10 protein-coding genes are annotated in these 17149 nt (G+C 34.4%); 6 read left to right on the top strand and 4 right to left on the bottom strand.

Annotation, left to right across the window (positions count from 1 at the left end):
• Positions 1-67: 67 nt before the first annotated feature.
• Together ACHRVL_RS11855 and ACHRVL_RS11850 are read right to left on the bottom strand one after the other, a co-directional pair.
• Entirely contained in the window at positions 68-1543 is a 1476-nt protein-coding gene (locus ACHRVL_RS11855) for a rhamnogalacturonan acetylesterase (RefSeq protein ID WP_395412970.1), read from the bottom strand.
• Positions 1544-1719: 176 nt separating this feature from the next.
• Positions 1720-4575, bottom strand: a complete 2856-nt coding sequence (locus ACHRVL_RS11850) for a glycoside hydrolase family 2 TIM barrel-domain containing protein (RefSeq protein WP_395412969.1) — start codon at positions 4573-4575, stop codon at positions 1720-1722.
• 330 nt (positions 4576-4905) lie between these two features.
• Here ACHRVL_RS11850 and ACHRVL_RS11845 point away from each other — a divergent pair, with 330 nt between their 5' ends.
• The 6 genes from ACHRVL_RS11845 (at position 4906) to ACHRVL_RS11820 (ending at position 14773) form a co-directional block, all read left to right on the top strand.
• Positions 4906-8313, top strand: coding sequence for a DUF4450 domain-containing protein (locus ACHRVL_RS11845; RefSeq protein ID WP_395412968.1), 3408 nt, complete (start codon positions 4906-4908; stop codon positions 8311-8313).
• A gap of 70 nt (positions 8314-8383) precedes the next feature.
• On the top strand, positions 8384-10510 hold the full coding sequence (locus tag ACHRVL_RS11840; RefSeq protein WP_395412966.1) for a hypothetical protein: 2127 nt from the start codon (positions 8384-8386) through the stop codon (positions 10508-10510).
• Positions 10511-10754: 244 nt separating this feature from the next.
• Positions 10755-12608: a rhamnogalacturonan lyase gene (locus ACHRVL_RS11835; RefSeq protein ID WP_395412963.1), complete on the top strand. Its 1854-nt coding sequence runs from the start codon at positions 10755-10757 to the stop codon at positions 12606-12608.
• A gap of 267 nt (positions 12609-12875) precedes the next feature.
• Positions 12876-13337, top strand: a complete 462-nt coding sequence (locus tag ACHRVL_RS11830) for a hypothetical protein (RefSeq protein ID WP_395412961.1) — start codon at positions 12876-12878, stop codon at positions 13335-13337.
• A 17-nt stretch (positions 13338-13354) separates the two neighbouring features.
• The gene (locus ACHRVL_RS11825; RefSeq protein WP_395412958.1) at positions 13355-14047 is read left to right on the top strand and encodes a hypothetical protein; all 693 of its coding nucleotides are present in this window, start codon (positions 13355-13357) and stop codon (positions 14045-14047) included.
• Between the two features lie 12 nt (positions 14048-14059).
• Positions 14060-14773: a DUF1266 domain-containing protein gene (locus ACHRVL_RS11820; RefSeq protein WP_395412956.1), complete on the top strand. Its 714-nt coding sequence runs from the start codon at positions 14060-14062 to the stop codon at positions 14771-14773.
• Between the two features lie 155 nt (positions 14774-14928).
• Here the strand turns inward: ACHRVL_RS11820 and ACHRVL_RS11815 are convergent, their stop codons facing one another.
• Positions 14929-15855, bottom strand: coding sequence for an alpha/beta hydrolase (locus ACHRVL_RS11815; protein WP_395412954.1), 927 nt, complete (start codon positions 15853-15855; stop codon positions 14929-14931).
• The gene (locus tag ACHRVL_RS11810; protein ID WP_395412953.1) at positions 15852-16907 is read right to left on the bottom strand and encodes a serine hydrolase domain-containing protein; all 1056 of its coding nucleotides are present in this window, start codon (positions 16905-16907) and stop codon (positions 15852-15854) included. Before ACHRVL_RS11810 ends, ACHRVL_RS11815 begins: the two co-directional genes overlap by 4 nt.
• Positions 16908-17149 lie beyond the last annotated feature (242 nt).

Here is a 17149-nt window from a genome sequence, read left to right as displayed (position 1 = left end):
TGGTTTCGACTCCGCTCAGCTTGACAAATGAAATCAGCTGTCAGCCTGAGCGAAGTAGAAGGTTTGTTCACAACTCATAACTTTTTTTTATACATTCTGCAGCAGTCAATGCATTTAAATCAGCGCCTTCTGCACCTGTATGGGTATGATCTTTGGGAAAAAAGCTTTTTACTTTTTCCTTTCCTAGAGCTTCATATTTTTTAGCTACCGCTTCGCTCAAATCTATATAAAGAACATTTTCTTTCTCTGCAATTTCTTTCGACCATTTTATGTAAGTATCCGTTCTGCGTTCTACTTTATCGTTTGGCCATTCATTTCTTGGCGTTAAGCTTAAAACAATCGGAATTGCGCCTTTTTCTTTAGCTTCTCGAATAAACTTTGTCATATACCAGCCAAAAGTATGTACGAGTTCTTTAGATCCGTCAGGACGAATTACTTCCTGAGTTTCATCGCCAATTCCTTTTAACGAACCTCTGAATTTTTCCTTATCAACTGCACCTGCGTCATTATGACCAAACTGAATTAAAATAAAATTACCCGGTTGTAATTGATTTTTTACGTCATCCCAAAGACCTTCAGAGACAAAAGTTCTGCTGCTTCTGCCGCCTTTTGCTTTATTGATAACGGCAATGCGAGTAGTATCACAATATTTTGGAAAAGCAACGCCCCAGCCAACAGCGTCTAGATTTCCATTATCGGCCATAGTAGAATCGCCTATTAAAAAGACTTTGTTTTTTACAGGAAGAATAATTTTCGGGTTTTCTAGAACATAATTTTTTAAAGAGTTTTTACTGTGTTTTATTTCATCGATAATTACCGAAGCCGATAAAACAGCCCCTTTTGCAGAGGTGTGCGTATGATCTCTTTTATAAAAATAAGTTCCCGTTACTTTTTGTTCCCCTAATTTTTCCATTTCAAGAGCCATTTTCTCATTCAAATTAATGAATGTAACTTTTTCTTTTTCCGCAATTTGTTTTGCCCATAAACCATATGAAGTATTGTTTCGAGGTACTTTTCCTTCTTTCCAGTCATTCCTCGGAATTGGTGAACAAACAATCGGAGTAGCGCCTTTTGCTTTAGCCTCACGAATTACTTTCTGAATGTACCAGCCGTAACTGTGTACCGTTTCGTGTTTTTTAGTGAGGATATTATTAATTTCCTGAGTTTCATTTCCAATACCTTTTATAGTGCCTCGAGCACGCAGACTGTCATTTAAAGGTCCGTCATCATTATGACCAAATTGAATTAGTACATAATCGCCTTTTTTAAGTTTGTTTAAAACTACATTCCATAGGCCTTTGTCTTGAAAAGTGCGACTGCTTGTTCCGCCTAGAGCATGATTCTCGATCTTAATTTTAGTAGTATCCAAAAACTGTCCAATAAAATCTCCCCAGCCCCAAAGTCCGCCTGCGCCGTTGCCTTTTCCGTTTTTTACAGTAGAATCTCCTACCGTAAAAAGAGTAGGTTTATGGTCTTGTTTTGGTGTAAAATTGATGAATAATACAGCTAAAGAGAAAATAAAAAATATCTTAAGTGATTTCATGTTTTTTGATTTATGAATTTTGAGTTGTGGAATAGGTTTGTTTAACCGCAAGGTTCGCAAAGTTTTTTTTAACTATTGTTGAAATAGCGCAAAGGACGCAAAGCTTTGCGTACCTCGCGTAAATCTTTGTGAACCTTGCGGTTAAATGATATCGTGTTTTCAGCCTGAAGCAAAATTTAGTTTCTAAAATCAAACCACAAATCCATCCTTATCCCATCGTCGCCTTTTTTAATTCGGATGTTTGTCGGCTGGCTTTGCGGGCCTTGTTGTTCTAAAGGTTTAAAATCTCTCATTGCCGGAATTTCATACATAAACGAAATATCACCTTCAGGAAAATCAGGCTGGGGAGAACTTCCTGGGAAACCATTTTTAGGTAAATCAGGTGTAAATAATCTTAAAAACAAATTATCAGATTCGCTGAAAACCTTAAACGATGAGGTTCCGGCTTTTAAACTGGCGCCCAATACATTAGCGTGATATCCTTTAAATTCTGGATAAATCAGGTTTTCAAAGCTTTCTCCTGTAATCGTGTTGTTGAACTCTTTCTCCCAAAAACCGCATGTTGTGCCTTTAATTCTGTTTTTCCAAACTCGATATGGACCTCGTCCAAACCATTTAATTCCAGCGACTTCCTTCTCAGGAAAACGAAACGTAATACCAAAAGCATTGATTTTATCTTCAAAAAAAGCACCGTCAAAACCCTCTCCGCCAGAAGCATTTTTTAAAGCCAATACTTCCATTTTTAATCTTCCATCAGCTTCCATAATCCATTTTATAGAAGATAATCCGCCCGAATAATTTACGATGCAGACTGCTTTTTTTCCTTCTTGCAAAATCTGAATATTTTTTAATTTTGCTTTCATTCCAATTGGACGCGGACCATTCGTAAGCGGAATCACAGCAGTTTTATTGCTGATTTTTTGAAGTTCTCCTGTCGCAGCATTTATAACGACCGTAACATCATTTCCTTTTAAAATAATTTCAGAATCACTTTTGTCAGCTGAAGCTTTTGCTTTTGTGTTTTGAACCGCTAGAAATTTAGAAGCATAAAATGCAGCTTTGTGAATTGGCCACGTCCAGGTATAAATTTCTTTTTCAAATTGGTCAAAAGCCGTAATCGATAAAATATCACCTTCAAAGAAATTTGGCGGCACATCAAATTTTATCTTTCGAGTTTCTCCTGGTTCAATACTCGGAATTTCAATTTTTCCCGAACTTATTTTCTGAGCTGTTTTATTCGTATATAGAACATCATTTTCGGACTTTAGAACTTTAAATTCCATTTTACAGGAATTCAAATTACTGAATAGATAATCATTCGAAATTAAAAAAGTATCATCAAAAGCATCCGTAATTTGTTTGGACTGAAATTGAATCGGCGCCCAAATTTCTTTAACCGAAAAATAACTTCCTTCTTTTTCACGATGAGGTCCAAGGATTCCATCAGCTGCCAAAGAACCTTTTGAATCAAACTTTTGCTCGCCTTTCCAATCCGAGCGTTTTACCGCTTCATCAAGCATTGCCCACATAAAACCTCCTGCAAAAAGCGGACTTTCTTTGTACCGATTCCAAAAATCTTCTAATGCCGCACCATGTCCGTTATCGTAAGTTCCGTGCATAAATTCAGTTGGAAAAAATACATTTTCACCCGAATTAAAACGATGCATTCCCGTTAGATAAGTTGGGTAATGATGTGTGTCCCAACCGTCAAAATCGGCCCACGGATGAATGACGATTCTTTTTTGCGGATCATTTTCGGCAAATACTTTGTCAACATCATAATTCCAGCCGCCCTCATTTCCGTTATCCCAAATAATAACTGATGGATGGTTTACATCTCGCACAACCATTTCTTTAACCAATTTAGTTCCCGTTTCAGTATCATATGAATTTTGCCATCCAGCCAATTCATTTAAAACAAAAAGTCCAAGCGAATCACAGACTTGCAGAAAATGATCGTCAGGCGGGTAATGACCGCGAACTGCATTTATATTCATATCTTTAATTAGTTTAACGTCCAGTTCGCTGATACGTTTACTTGTACTTCTTCCGCCTTCAGGCCAAAATGAATGGCGATTAATACCTTTCATGATAATTTTAGTGCCGTTTACATAAATGCCGTCTTTCTTTTTAAACTCTAAAGTTCTAAAACCAATCTTTTTATCGTATTCATGAAGTGCAGTTCCGTTTTGTTTTAAAACCAGTTTTAAATTGTATAAATTAGGTGTTTCAGGATTCCATGCTTTGATATTATTCCATTTTGCTGTGATGGTTACTTTTGTAGTTTTCGCTTTAAGCGGAAAAGTAAAAACAGAGAAATTTTCTCCATCTTTATCAGAAAGTGAGACCTCTAAAAGTGTATTTTTTGAAATATCGTCTAGATTTAAATCAACAGTAATCGAACCATCCATTTTTGGATTTACAGCAATATTCTGAATATGGGTTTTAGGAGAAACTTCAAGCCAAACTGGACGATAAATACCGCCAAAAAGCCACCAGTCTGCTCTTCGTTCAGCGTTGTTTACAGATTTGTTAGCAGAATGTTTCCAAACATGAACCTCCAGTATATTTTTAGAACCAAACTTTAATAAAGAAGAAATATCATATTTAAACTCATAAAAACCTCCCTGATGTATTGGCCCTGCAGTTTTTCCGTTGATTTTTACTTCTGTATCCGTCATGGCACCGCCAAAAGCGATTAGAACATTTTTATTTTTATAATCTAACGGTATTTCAAATTCATATTTATAAAAACCTTCTTCTTTACTGGGTTCTTTTTGGTTTAATTCCTTGTACCAGCGTCCATAAGTATATTCGCCAAAACCTTCCAGTTCCCATTGAGAAGGCACATTTATTTTAGACCAGACTTTGCTGTTGTTTCCATCAGTACAATAAAAATCCCATTGCACAGGATGCTCAAAATCTTTCCCCGAAAGATAAATTAAATCTGTTTTTTGTGCTTTAGAATTTTGACTAGTAAAGAGGTGAAGTGAGATAAAAAATAGAATTTTAATTGTAGAATTTGAAAACATAATATTTTGTCGAACTTTAAAATTAAGTATAGTTTAATCCGTTTAAAATGTCATTTTACAAATTCTATTTCTTTTCACTTAATCAATAAATAGAAATTGTATTTTCAAATCTACTTGTTCCTTTTTTATATTGTATCCTGTACTATGATGTTAAAAAATATTAGATAATTCTAAAAATTAATATATTTTTTAAATTTATAAAATCAGGTAGGTGCAGGATAGTATCCCGCTAAAAAACAAAGAAATTGCATCTCAATTATTGAATTAATAAAATAAGCGAGTATAAATTTTATTATTCAAATTTTAAGAATTATCAATTATTTGAGTTTTATGGGAATTAAAAAACGTACTATTTGCACTTTAGCGGGCTTATTTCTGACTTCAACTATGATTGTTTTTGGTCAGGAAAAAACACCGATTCGTAAACTACATTACGCCCCCGAAGGAAATAGTTTTGTTTTGAAAAATGGAACCCGAAAATTTAATCGTGCACTTTATGGTTCGAACACTGGATTTAGAGTTGAAACTGGAGATTTGCCAGAATTTGCTATGTATATGCCTGGAATGAGCGGTAATTTCAAATTAGGTTTAACAAACGGAAAAGAAAGCAAATGGATTACCGAAGCTGCGAAAATTGATACACGTTATGTTTTGGGAACGATGCAATACACAATCGAAGATCCAATCTTGGAAGGAGGGAAATTGTTTATTGATGTTGTCGCATTAAAAGAAAGTGAAGGTTTTATTGTAAAATTATATAGCGAAAAATGGTCTAAAAAAACTAGTCTAATTTGGGCATTTGGCGGTGCAACTGGAAAAAAGTTCAGTCGTGACGGTGATATTGGTGCAGATCCGGAATCTGTTTTTTATTTACAACCCAATTACTGCCTTAATAATAAATATACGCTCCAAAAGGAATCTTTCCTTTTGGATTATGGTTCTGAAAGCAACAAACAGAAAACAGGAAATAATAAAAGTGTTACCGGTTTTTTTCCAAATTCTGATGTTCGTTTAGCAGATGCCAATGTTCAGAATAAACCTTTAGAACTTTTTAATTCTAAGTCAGCAGCATTGCCGTTAATAAGCGGGAAAGTAAGTTCTATTTCCGAAAAAGGAAGCTATTGGCTTTTTGTTCCCGAAGCTTCAAAAGTAAATTATACACAGAAAACGATTGCCGAACTTTACGAAAAATCAGTTACAGCAACACATCTTTTAGCCAATCGAATTAAAGTGAAAACGCCTGATAATTATATTAATACATTAGGTTCAGCACTTGCTATTGCTTCTGACGGAATTTGGGAAAGTCCAGCCTATCTTCATGGTGCCATTGCCTGGAGAATGTATTTAAATGCTTGGCGCGGGGCTTACACGGCAGATCCTTTGGGATGGCACGATAGAGCAAAAACGCATTTTACAAGTTACAGCAATTCGCAGGTAATATCGCCTGAAAGTGGTCCAGTTGTGTTTGATGAAGAAAAAAATCTGGCACGTCAGAAAGAAGAAATAGGAACTTCAATGTTCAGCAGCGGTTACATCAGCCGAAGTCCGAATAAAAATAATGTGGCGCATCATTATGATATGAATTTGGTTTTTTTCGATCAGATGTTTCGTCATTTTAAATGGACGGGAGATATGGCTTTCTTAAAAGAAATGTGGCCGACAATTGAACGACATTTAAAATGGGAAAAACGAAATTTTGATCCAGATAATGACGGACTTTATGATGCTTATGCTTCAATTTGGGCAAGTGACGCTTTGCAATACAGCGGAGGCGGAGTAATTCATTCTTCGGCTTATAATTATTATGCCAATAAAATGGCGGCAGAACTGGCTAAGAAAATAAATATAGATGCCGTTCCTTTTGAAAAAGAAGCAGATAAAATTCTAAAAGCGACAAACAATCAGCTTTGGATTCCGAAAAAAGGAATTTTTGCTGAATATAAAGATGCTTTAGGAAATAGAATATTGCACGATTCACCTGGAGTTTGGAGCATTTACCACACTATAGATTCAGAATTATCAAATCCTTTTGAGAATTATCAAATGCTTGATTATGTTAATAATCAAATTCCGCATATTCCAATTGCCGCAGACGGATTGGATAAAAAAGATTTATACCTAATCAGCACTACAAATTGGCAGCCTTATACATGGTCAACTAATAATGTTGCTTTGGCCGAACAATTACATACTTCGCTTGCATTCTGGCAAGGCGGACAATCTGAAAAAGCGTACACCATGTGGGAAAGTGCTTTGATCGAAAGTATGTATTTGGGCGCTTCGCCGGGTGGTTTTGAACAACTTATGTTTCAGGATGCGATGCGCGGCGAATTGTACCGCGATTTTGCTGATCCAATTGGAATGGCTTCACGAACTTTAGTCGAAGGACTTTTCGGGATTCAGCCGGATGCTGTAAATGAAGTTTTAACCATAAAACCCGGTTTTCCAGAAAAATGGGAAAACGTATCCCTAGAAATTCCTGATATTTCAATTGATTTTAGTCGAAAAGATAAGAAAGACAGTTATCATATCGAAAACCGTTTTGTAGCAAAAATGGGCTTGAAATTAATAGTAAATGCTCTTTTTGATGGAATTGAAAGTATTACTGTTAATGGAAAAAATATGTCTTGGAAAGGTATCCCAGAGAGTATTGGAACTCCAAAAATCAGCATTGAAGTTCCTTATAATAAAGTTTATGATGTTGTTATCAATTGGAAAGGCGGAACTTTTAGAAAAATATATACTAAGTCTTCATATAATTCTGGTGATGCCTTAAATATAAGTATTGCAAAAGGAGAAATGGTTTCAATTTATGATCCTCAAGCTGTTTTAAATCAAATTGATAAAAAAGAAAGAACACTTCAATCAATTGTAAATGGCGAGGGAAATAAAACATTCTTTATTCAGATGAAACAGGGTGAATTATTATGGTGGTATCCAGTTGAGTTAAACATAAAACCTAAAGAATCAAATCAGAAAGACTTTAATTGGGATATTCCACTGGACAAATCGCAGCAAACAGAAACCGTAGCATTATCTTCTTTTTTTAATGCCAAAGTCACCGATATATTCAATTACGAATATTTGTCGCCAAGACCCAAAACGGTAACCTTACAATTGCCCAAGCAAGGAATTGGAAATTGGTGTTATCCTAACGTTTCGGTTCAAATTGATGATAAAGGTTTGCGTGAAAAAGCTAAGCAGACAGGAAAAGTTACAACGCCAAATGGAGTTCCTTTTCAAACACCTTCTGATGAAAATCAGAAAAATATAATCTTTACATCGATGTGGGATAATTTCCCAGAAAGCATTAGTATTCCGTTAAACGGAAAAGCTTCATATGCTTATTTTATGCTTGCAGGAACTACAAACCCAATGCAGAGTAGAATCGTAAACGGAGAAATCAAAATAGAGTATACTGACGGAACTTCGGAAGTTTTACCTTTAAAAAATCCAGAAAACTGGTGGCCAATCGAACAAGATTATTTTATTGACGGACTTGCCTTTACAACCGATGCTCCAAGACCGCCGAGAGTTTATTTTAAAACAGGAGAAATTTCTAGAGATTTTAAAGATTTTAAACCCATAAAAGGATTTAGCAGTTATGGAGTTGACGGTGGCGCAGGAACGATTTTAGAACTGCCTTTGAATAAAAATAAAACTTTAAAAAACCTGACTCTGAAAACTATTGCAAATGATGTTGTGATTGGTTTGATGAGTGTGACATTAATTAGATAATTAGTCAATTACATAATGAGATAATTTGAAATCCTAAACTTCAAAAAAACTATCAAAACAAAATAACCACATGAAAAACTATCGACTCTTAAGTGTATTCTTATTTTCGGTTTCGCTTTTTGCACAGAAAATCGACCGAAAGGTTTTGGTAACAAGGCATAATGTTCAAATTTCGGCTATTGATACTCTTGCATCTTTAACTGTTGGTAATGGTGCTTTTGCTTTTACGGTTGATGCAACCGGACTGCAGACTTTTCCGAAAGAATATCAAAACGGAATTCCGCTTGGAACACAATCGGAGTGGGGCTGGGACAGTTATAAAAACACTAATAATTATAAATTTTCGGAGACTTTAAGAGATTACAAACAATACGGAAGAGACATTTCATATACGGTTCAGATTAAAGAACCAAAACGAAAAGTAGAAGCAGTAAACTGGTTCAGACAGAATCCGCATTTATTGCAGCTGGGAAATTTAGGTTTTGAAATTACGAAGAAAGATGGAAGTCTGGTAAAGCCATCTGATGTAAAAGCCATTTCGCAAAGACTAAATGTGTGGACAGGAGAAATAGAAAGTTATTTTGAAATTGAAGGAACTCCTGTAACGGTTTTAACAGCTTCACATCAAGAGAAAGATGAAATAGGCGTAAAAGTAAAATCTGATTTATTGCAGCAAAAACGTTTAAAGATAAGTTTGCGAATTCCATTTCCAACAGGCGATTGGGCAGATATGGGAACAAAATGGGAAGGAAAACAGGATTATAAAAGCACACTTACAGCAAAATCAAAAACAGAAGCTGTTGTTACTCATGTAATGGATAGTATTTCGTACAATGTAAATTTAAATTGGAAAGGAAATGCTCAGATAAAACAAACTTCAGATCATTATTTTGTTGTTGAAGCTTTGAATACTAATACATTAGAATTAAGTTGTCTTTTTGCTTTAGCAGAAAAAAAATCGGTTAAAAATTCCTCTTTTGCTGATATTCAAAACAGCAGTATAAAAGGCTGGGAGAAATTTTGGAACAGTGGTGCTGCAGTTGATTTTTCAGGCAGTACAGATCCTCGTGCTAATGAATTGGAACGCAGAATTATTTTATCACAATATCTTACGAAACTTCAATGCACTGGAAAAGTACCGCCTCAAGAAACGGGTTTAACGTATAACAGCTGGTACGGAAAACCGCATTTAGAAATGCACTGGTGGCACGGCGTTCATTTTGCGCTTTGGAACAGGCCAGAACTGTTAGAAAAGAGTCTTCCGTGGTATCAAAAGGTTTTTGATAAAGCCAAAAATATTGCCAAAAGACAGGGTTTTGAAGGAGCAAGATGGCAGAAAATGGTTGATGCAGACGGGAACGAAAGTCCGTCGTCTGTAGGTTCATTTTTAATTTGGCAGCAGCCGCATTTTATTACTTATGCTGAATTGATTTACAGAGCAAAACCAACAACTTCAACTTTAAATTTATACAGCGAGCGTGTTTTTGCAACGGCTGATTTTATGGCTTCGTTTGCTAATTATGATTCAAAAACAGATCGTTATGTTTTAGGACCGGGCGTGATTCCGGCTCAGGAACGTTTTAAAGCAATGGAAACTTTTAATCCAACGTATGAATTGGCGTACTGGAACTGGGCTTTGAAAACAGCAATTGAATGGAAGAAAAAACTAAACCAAAAAGTGCCCGAAAAATGGGAAACGGTTTTGGCTAAATTGTCAAAACTTCCTGTTGCAGACAATGTGTATCTGGCAACAGAAAGCGCGACAGATTCCTATACTAATCCAGAATTTAAAACAGATCATCCATCGGTTTTAGGAACATTTGGAATGCTTCCTGAAACGTCTCTTTTAGATAAAAAAATCATGAAAAATACCTTTGATCTGGTTTGGAAAACTTGGTCTTGGGATAAAACCTGGGGTTGGGATTTTCCGATGACGGCGATGTCGGCAGCACGTTTAAATATGCCCGATAAAGCCATTGATGCTCTTTTTATGAAAGTAACAACGAATACGTATTTAAAAAACGGACATAATTATCAGGCGGAACGACTAACGCTTTATCTTCCGGGTAACGGTGGAATTCTAACAGCTGTTGCCATGATGTGTGCTGGCTGGGACGGATCAGAAGGAGATAATCCGGGCTTCCCAAAAGATGGAACTTGGAAGGTTAAGAGCGAAGGATTTAAAAAGATGTTTTGATTTTTGAGGGTCTAAGTTTCTACGATGCTAAGGGACTAAGTTTTTATTTTCAAGTTCAGTTTGTCATTTCGACGAAGGAGAAATCTCCGCAAGAAACTCTATAAAGTAAATAACCAATCTTTGTCGAGCCGCTAACGGAGATTTGCTTCGCCAGTTTGCTATCGCTCAAGTCTCCTTCGTCGAAATGATATATGATGGCGTAAGAGAAAAACAGCCGCTATTCATTACAATTCAAATAACAATCATGAAAAAAATAAGTCTTCTAATAGTATTGCTTTTATCGGTTTCTGTTTTTTCGCAAAGACAAATGGAAAGTCTAGACCGTGGTATTATCGCCATCAAAGATAAAGGACATTTTTTTGTGAGCTGGCGGGTTTTAGGAACAGATTCTGATGATCTGGCTTTTAATCTTTATCGAAAAAGCGGTGCCAAAAAAGCCGTTTTATTAAATGAAAAGCCTATTACAGGCGCGACCAATTTTGTTGATACTAAAGCGAATTCTAAAGAAGAAAATACTTGGTTTGTAAAAACAGTTTTAAAAGGAAAGGAATCTGAAGTTTTGGGGAGTTTTACAATTCCAGCAAATGCTTCTGCTAAACAATATTTATCTATTAAATTAAGAGAAATTGAAGGATATGCGACAAATGATGTTTCGGTAGGTGATTTAAATGGAGACGGAAAATACGATTTGATTGTGCACATGACAGGAAAGGGACATGATAATTCTCAAACGGGAATTACAGATCCACCAATATTTCAGGCGTATACTTTAGACGGAATATTTTTGTGGCAGATTAATCTTGGAAAGAACATTCGCGAAGGCGCACATTATACGCAGTTTATGGTGTATGATTTAGATGGTGACGGTATAGCGGAATTGGTTTGTAAAACTGCAGATGGAACAACTGACAGCCAAGGAAATGTGGTTGGAGATGCTTCAAAAGATTGGGTTGACCGTGATCCTGATTCTAAAACTTATGGCAAGATTTTAAAAGGACCTGAATATCTTTCGGTTTTTGATGGTAAAACAGGAAAGTTGGTTACAACAGTAGATTATATTCCACAGCGAGGTGATTTGGCTGGCTGGGGCGGAAGAGGAGGAAGCGGGGGCAATGATACAAAAGGAAATCGAATGGATCGTTTTATTGCTTGTATTGCTTATCTCGACGGAATTCATCCGAGTGTTGTAATGTGCCGTGGTTATTATGGCAGAACGGTTTTGGCTGCTTGGGATTTTAAAAATAAAATATTAACGTCAAGATGGACTTTTGATAGTAAAGATGCTGAAAATCCATATTCGGGAATGGGGAATCATAACCTTACAGTTGCTGATGTTGACAATGATGGAAAAGATGAAATAATCTACGGATCGATGTGTGTTGATGACAACGGAGAGGGTTTGTATACAACGGGTTTTAGACACGGAGATGCGATTCATGTTTCTGATCTTGATTTGGATATTCCGGGCTTAGAAGTTTTTGGAATTCACGAAATTGAAAACGGAACAACAGGGCCGGGTGTTACTTTATTTTCGGCTAAAGATGGAAAAGTATTATTTACAGGTTCTCTTAATGAAGATGTAGGACGAGGTGTTGCAGATAATATTGACCCAACTCGAAAAGGGGCGCAGTGCTGGTGGTCAGGTTCGCCATATTTGCATGATATGAAAGGAAATAACATTGGAAAAGCACCAAGCTCAACTAACTTTTTAATTTATTGGGACGGAGATACTTCAAGAGAACTTTTAAATTCAAATTATATCGATAAATATAATTTTGGAAGGTTGTTTACTGCAGAAGGTGCAGTTTCAAACAACGGCACAAAATCGACACCAGCACTTTCTGCAGATATTCTAGGCGACTGGCGTGAAGAATTGATTTTGAGATCGGAGGATAATAAAGAACTTAGAATTTATTCGACGACAATTCCAACTAATGTGCGACAATATACCTTAATGCATGATCCGCAATATCGATTAAGCATCGCTTGGCAGAATGTAGGTTATAATCAGCCGCCGCATACTAGTTTTTATATGGGAGCAGCTATGGAACCGGCTCCAAAACCAAATATTGTATTGGTTAAAATCCAAGATAATTAAGGGAGACAGACATTCTAATATTTTGTAAAATGTTAAAATAACATTTAAAATAAAATAACAATCAGGTCTTTAAAATAAGGTTATTCTAGTAAAAAAGTTAAAAGTTTAATTTTATTGTTGTTTGGTGTAAGAAAAATGACATATATTTGAATAGAACTTTCCAAGAGGTCTTTTTTTTTACAATACTCGCAGATTTTATTTTTTGTATTGTATTAAAATATAGACTAATTTAAAATAATCCTGATTAAATTGAGACGATTGAAAATTATGAATGATATAAAAAAGATTTTCTTATTAGTAATTATTAGTTTATTTTCTTTCAATTTAGCTTCCGCCAAAGTAAAAATACCAATTGGAAAAATTGATAAAATCGAAATTGTCTCAGACTTGCCTAATACAGATGAATATCTTTCAAAAGAAGAATCAAATGTACATTTAGATCTTGGCAGACTTCATCAGGAATACAATATCGCATGGATACCCGTTTGGATTACTCAAGAACCAAAACTGGTATTAACAAAGTCAGATTCTTACCGATATTATGAGTTGTCGAATGAACAGCTTGAAAAAATAATCACTACAAATAAATTAGACAAAGTCGAGTTGTTAAAACTTGGATTTTATACGCAGTATGGCGGAAAGATAATTCTATTTCTTCTGCTATGCTTGATTTTTTACGGCTTGTTTGGAAAAGAAAAAAAGAAAGATGTCAAACCACTTAACCTTTAAATAAATTTAATTAAATTATGAATCCACTATTTTTAATTCCCGTTGTTTTAGTAATTGCCGGTATCATTTTTATGGTATACATGAATAAAAAACATGCTTCGGTAAAAAAAGAAATTGACTTAGATGTTGAAAGAACAAAGTATGATCTTCATAAAGAAGAGGTTCTAAAACAAGATTTTCCACAACTAAAAGAATGGATGAAAGGAAAAACAATAGATGCTTATACGTCGGCATCTGTGCCGCAAACTAAAGCTGAGAAAGTTCAGGAAATTGTAAGCGATGGCCTAAAAAATGTTGCTCTTTCGGCAGTAGGAGTTAAACTGCAAAGAATAGAAACAGAATGTTTTTGGGTATTGAGCGGTAATGATTTACACTTTTTCAGTACTGATACTGTTGGAGAGTTAGACGAGCACATTGTTTTTGATAATTTCCGAATTGAAGAAGCAAAACTTAGAGATGGTGGAATTTTAAAATCACAGTTTGGTGTATACGCAAAATCGGCTGAAGAATACTTGCCAAAAGTACACATCATTACATTTAATATAGATGGTAATCCTTTGTCACTTGAAATTCATGACAGATTGCATTATACGCCAGATCCAGCAGATATTTTAAATGTAAATAAACAGTTCTTAACAAGAGCAAAATATCAGGTAGTAGGAGAGAATTTTGTAAAAGTATTACAAAGCAAGTTTCCTAATCTGCAATAAAAATAAATAGAAATGGTTTTTCTTTCAAAGATTTTTAATGCGTTTAAAAGTATACGATTAAACGATAAAAATGTAGTCGTTGGTCAGCAATTAGATTATTTATTAATTAGTTCAATGTATGCTGAACAGCAATCTGCCTATCTTAACTCTTATGAAACAGGACTTAGTAAAAGCGTTTTAAAAACAATTTTGGAGGATTACTGGACTATATTTGATAAAGATGGTGCCATCGAAATACTTTTAGATTTGCAGGAAAGAAATCAGGACCAATATATAGATGTTGTGTATGATGCTTTTGAGAATAAAGAAGATTATGTTTCTATTTTAAAATCGAATTTACCTCGCGAAGAAGAAATTTTTAAAAGATATTTAGAGATATACAGAAATCTAAATAATGTTGTTCCTGAGTTAATAGAGCAAAATGTAATTAAAGATTTTGTACAGATAAAAAGAACAAAAGATGCTGCTTGGAATTATGGAAGAGGAGCTTTTTTAGCACGTTGCTGTTATGAAGCTGGTTATCTTTCTGAAGCCGAATTGAAAGAATATCTTCAAAAATCATATAAAAGTCTAAAGAGCTATTGTGTCACTTGGGAAGAATATACCAAAAGCTATATATTTGGAAGACAGCTTTGGGGAGGTTCAAACAACAGCGGAATGATTCAAATTGCTGACGATTTACTTCATAACAAAAAAAGTCCTATGAGTAATAAAAAATACTTGTGAACTAGAGATTAAGTCTCATTTTTAGCAGTAGAAAATGAGATATAAATAAAAAGAATCGCAGAGTATACTTTTGTAAACACTGCGATTCTTTATTTTTTAGATTAGTTTCTCGATTAAAAGGAACTCTGGTTTTAATTTATTTAACAGTGAAAATATCAGCCTTTGTGCTTCAATTTGTTTGATACAAAATTTATAAAATCATTTTGTTGATCTACAAATAAATAATGGGAACAGTTATTCAGTATTTTGAAATTATTTTTATCAGTAATTTGCTGCATATCTGCTAATTGTTTCTCTGAAAATATGCCGTCGTTTTTACCATAAATGGCATAAACAGGAATCTTTTCAGCTTTTATTTCTCGAAGTATCGATTTGGTGTCGATGTTCTTTTTTGATTCATTTTTGTAAAACTTGATAGGCGATTCTGCATTTTTAACAGCAGTTTTATAGAAGATACTTTTTTCATATTGATTTCTTAATGCTGTACTTTCTTTTGTAGGTTTTGGCATTACGAAATAATTCATTTCACTTGCTATGTCATAACATCCCTTTCGATATTCTGCGGTGCTTTTGTTCAGGTTTTCAATCTTCTTGATTTGAGAAAGTTTAGAAGTGTCATTTTTAAAATATGCAACAGCATTTTTTAGAATATGATCGTAAGTTTCCTGTTGTGAGAACAAAGCTCCAGCAAGAACTAATGAACTAACTTTTTTTGGAAATTTAGCCGTATACAAAGTAGCAGCGATTCCTCCAAAACTATGAGCAAGAATATTGGCTTTGCTTATGTTGTAAGTCTTGTAAATTTGATTTAAATCGTTAAAACTTTCATCAAAAGTCATTACAGCATTTTCATCTTTAGATCTTCCTTCGCCGCGTCGATCATAAACAATAACATAAAAACCTTTATTAGCTAGAGTTTTGGCAGTTGTTCCTTCAAAAAGGTTAGAGTTGCCGCTTGGTCCGCCGTGAATAAAAATAACAGCAGGATTTTTACTGTTTCCGTATGCTTTAGAGTAAATAGTTTGAGCAAAAATAGGTACCGAGAAAAGAACCAAACTCACTATAAATAGCAGCTTCTTCATTTTAAAAGATTAGATTTCAAAACAATTCTTCGTATCTGCTGTTCAAAATAGTACGCAATATCAAAGTTTTCATTTGCTTGATTTTCCATTACGATTACACTGGTGTTACTTGCTGGATAATACAAATTAACCGCAGTAAAACCTTCACTAGGATGAAAACCAGTATGTCCAATTTCTTTAATGGCTGCTTTATCATTAATTCGTAATCCATAGCCATAACCAATTGGTTTGTCGCTAAAAAGAATATGCGTGTTTGTAATAGAGTAACTTGTCATTAATTTATAAGTCTCACTTTTTAGCAGTTTACCATTATGTAATTTTTCATTCCATTTTGCTAAATCTGGTGCTGTTACAATTAAATTGGAACCAAAATATAGAGATGGTTCAAAATTAATTTTTTCATTTACTCTAAATGTTCCATCAATTTTTACAGTATGCCCTTTTGTTAAAGTTTTTTGAGCACTTTCCGAAGGGTAAGAACTATTGTTCATACCGCATTTTTTAAACAATGCTGTTACTAATTGTTGATAGCTTTTTTTGCTTTGTTTTTCGAGAATTTCACCCAAAAGAGAATAACCGGGATTAGAATAACTAAAATTACTTCCCGGAGAAAATTTCAAAGGTTTATCAAGGCTTTCGCTGCTAATTCCCGATGTATTATTAAGCAATTGGTGTACAGTAACAGAGTCTGCCCAACTGTATTTAAAATTAGGTAAATAGTTTCGAACAGTATGCTGTAAATCGATTGTTCCTTTTTCGACTTCAGTTAAAACAAGTACTGCTGTAACTTGTTTGGCAATTGACATGGTCGAGAATCTATCAGAAATTTTAAGAGGTTCCTTTGTATTGAAATTACTATAACCGAAAGCTTTTGAGTATTTTGTTTTTCCGTTTTGCTGTATATAAACGACTCCATTAAATGATCTAGGACTTGTGACTTTAATTAAGCTGTCAATTTTAGCAGAATAATTATCTTTTTGTTGCGCAAAAGAATGACAGGAAGAAAGAAATAGAACAAATAAGACACACGTTAGTCGAAGAAAATAGTTCATTTAAGTTTTAGTTTTTTTTTAGTTAGGTTTGAAAATTAATACTGAAAACGATGGTATTGTATTTTTATTTTAACAGGATAAATGTAATTAAAATTAGTTTTAAGACGTTGCTTCTAAATTAAAACTTAATGACAAAATTACTTAGAAACGAATGTTTGTTTTAAAGTGAAAAAGAAGGGGTGTTTTTTACAATAAAATACAATTCGTCATTAAAAAAATACAGTTCAGTACATAAAAATTTA

Source organism: Flavobacterium sp. FlaQc-28, assembly GCF_044007415.1.
GTDB lineage: Bacteria > Bacteroidota > Bacteroidia > Flavobacteriales > Flavobacteriaceae > Flavobacterium.
The sequence above is the reverse complement of the archived record's forward strand: the minus strand, read 5'-3'. Positions and strand labels throughout refer to the sequence as shown.

Coding starts and splice junctions, on each gene's coding strand:
- ACHRVL_RS11855 (WP_395412970.1), bottom strand. CDS start 1,543: ATGAAATCACTTAAGATATTTTTTATTTTCTCTTTAGCTGTATTATTC.
- ACHRVL_RS11840 (WP_395412966.1), top strand. CDS start 8,384: ATGAAAAACTATCGACTCTTAAGTGTATTCTTATTTTCGGTTTCGCTT.
- ACHRVL_RS11850 (WP_395412969.1), bottom strand. CDS start 4,575: ATGTTTTCAAATTCTACAATTAAAATTCTATTTTTTATCTCACTTCAC.
- ACHRVL_RS11825 (WP_395412958.1), top strand. CDS start 13,355: ATGAATCCACTATTTTTAATTCCCGTTGTTTTAGTAATTGCCGGTATC.
- ACHRVL_RS11845 (WP_395412968.1), top strand. CDS start 4,906: ATGGGAATTAAAAAACGTACTATTTGCACTTTAGCGGGCTTATTTCTG.
- ACHRVL_RS11830 (WP_395412961.1), top strand. CDS start 12,876: ATGAATGATATAAAAAAGATTTTCTTATTAGTAATTATTAGTTTATTT.
- ACHRVL_RS11835 (WP_395412963.1), top strand. CDS start 10,755: ATGAAAAAAATAAGTCTTCTAATAGTATTGCTTTTATCGGTTTCTGTT.
- ACHRVL_RS11815 (WP_395412954.1), bottom strand. CDS start 15,855: ATGAAGAAGCTGCTATTTATAGTGAGTTTGGTTCTTTTCTCGGTACCT.
- ACHRVL_RS11810 (WP_395412953.1), bottom strand. CDS start 16,907: ATGAACTATTTTCTTCGACTAACGTGTGTCTTATTTGTTCTATTTCTT.
- ACHRVL_RS11820 (WP_395412956.1), top strand. CDS start 14,060: ATGGTTTTTCTTTCAAAGATTTTTAATGCGTTTAAAAGTATACGATTA.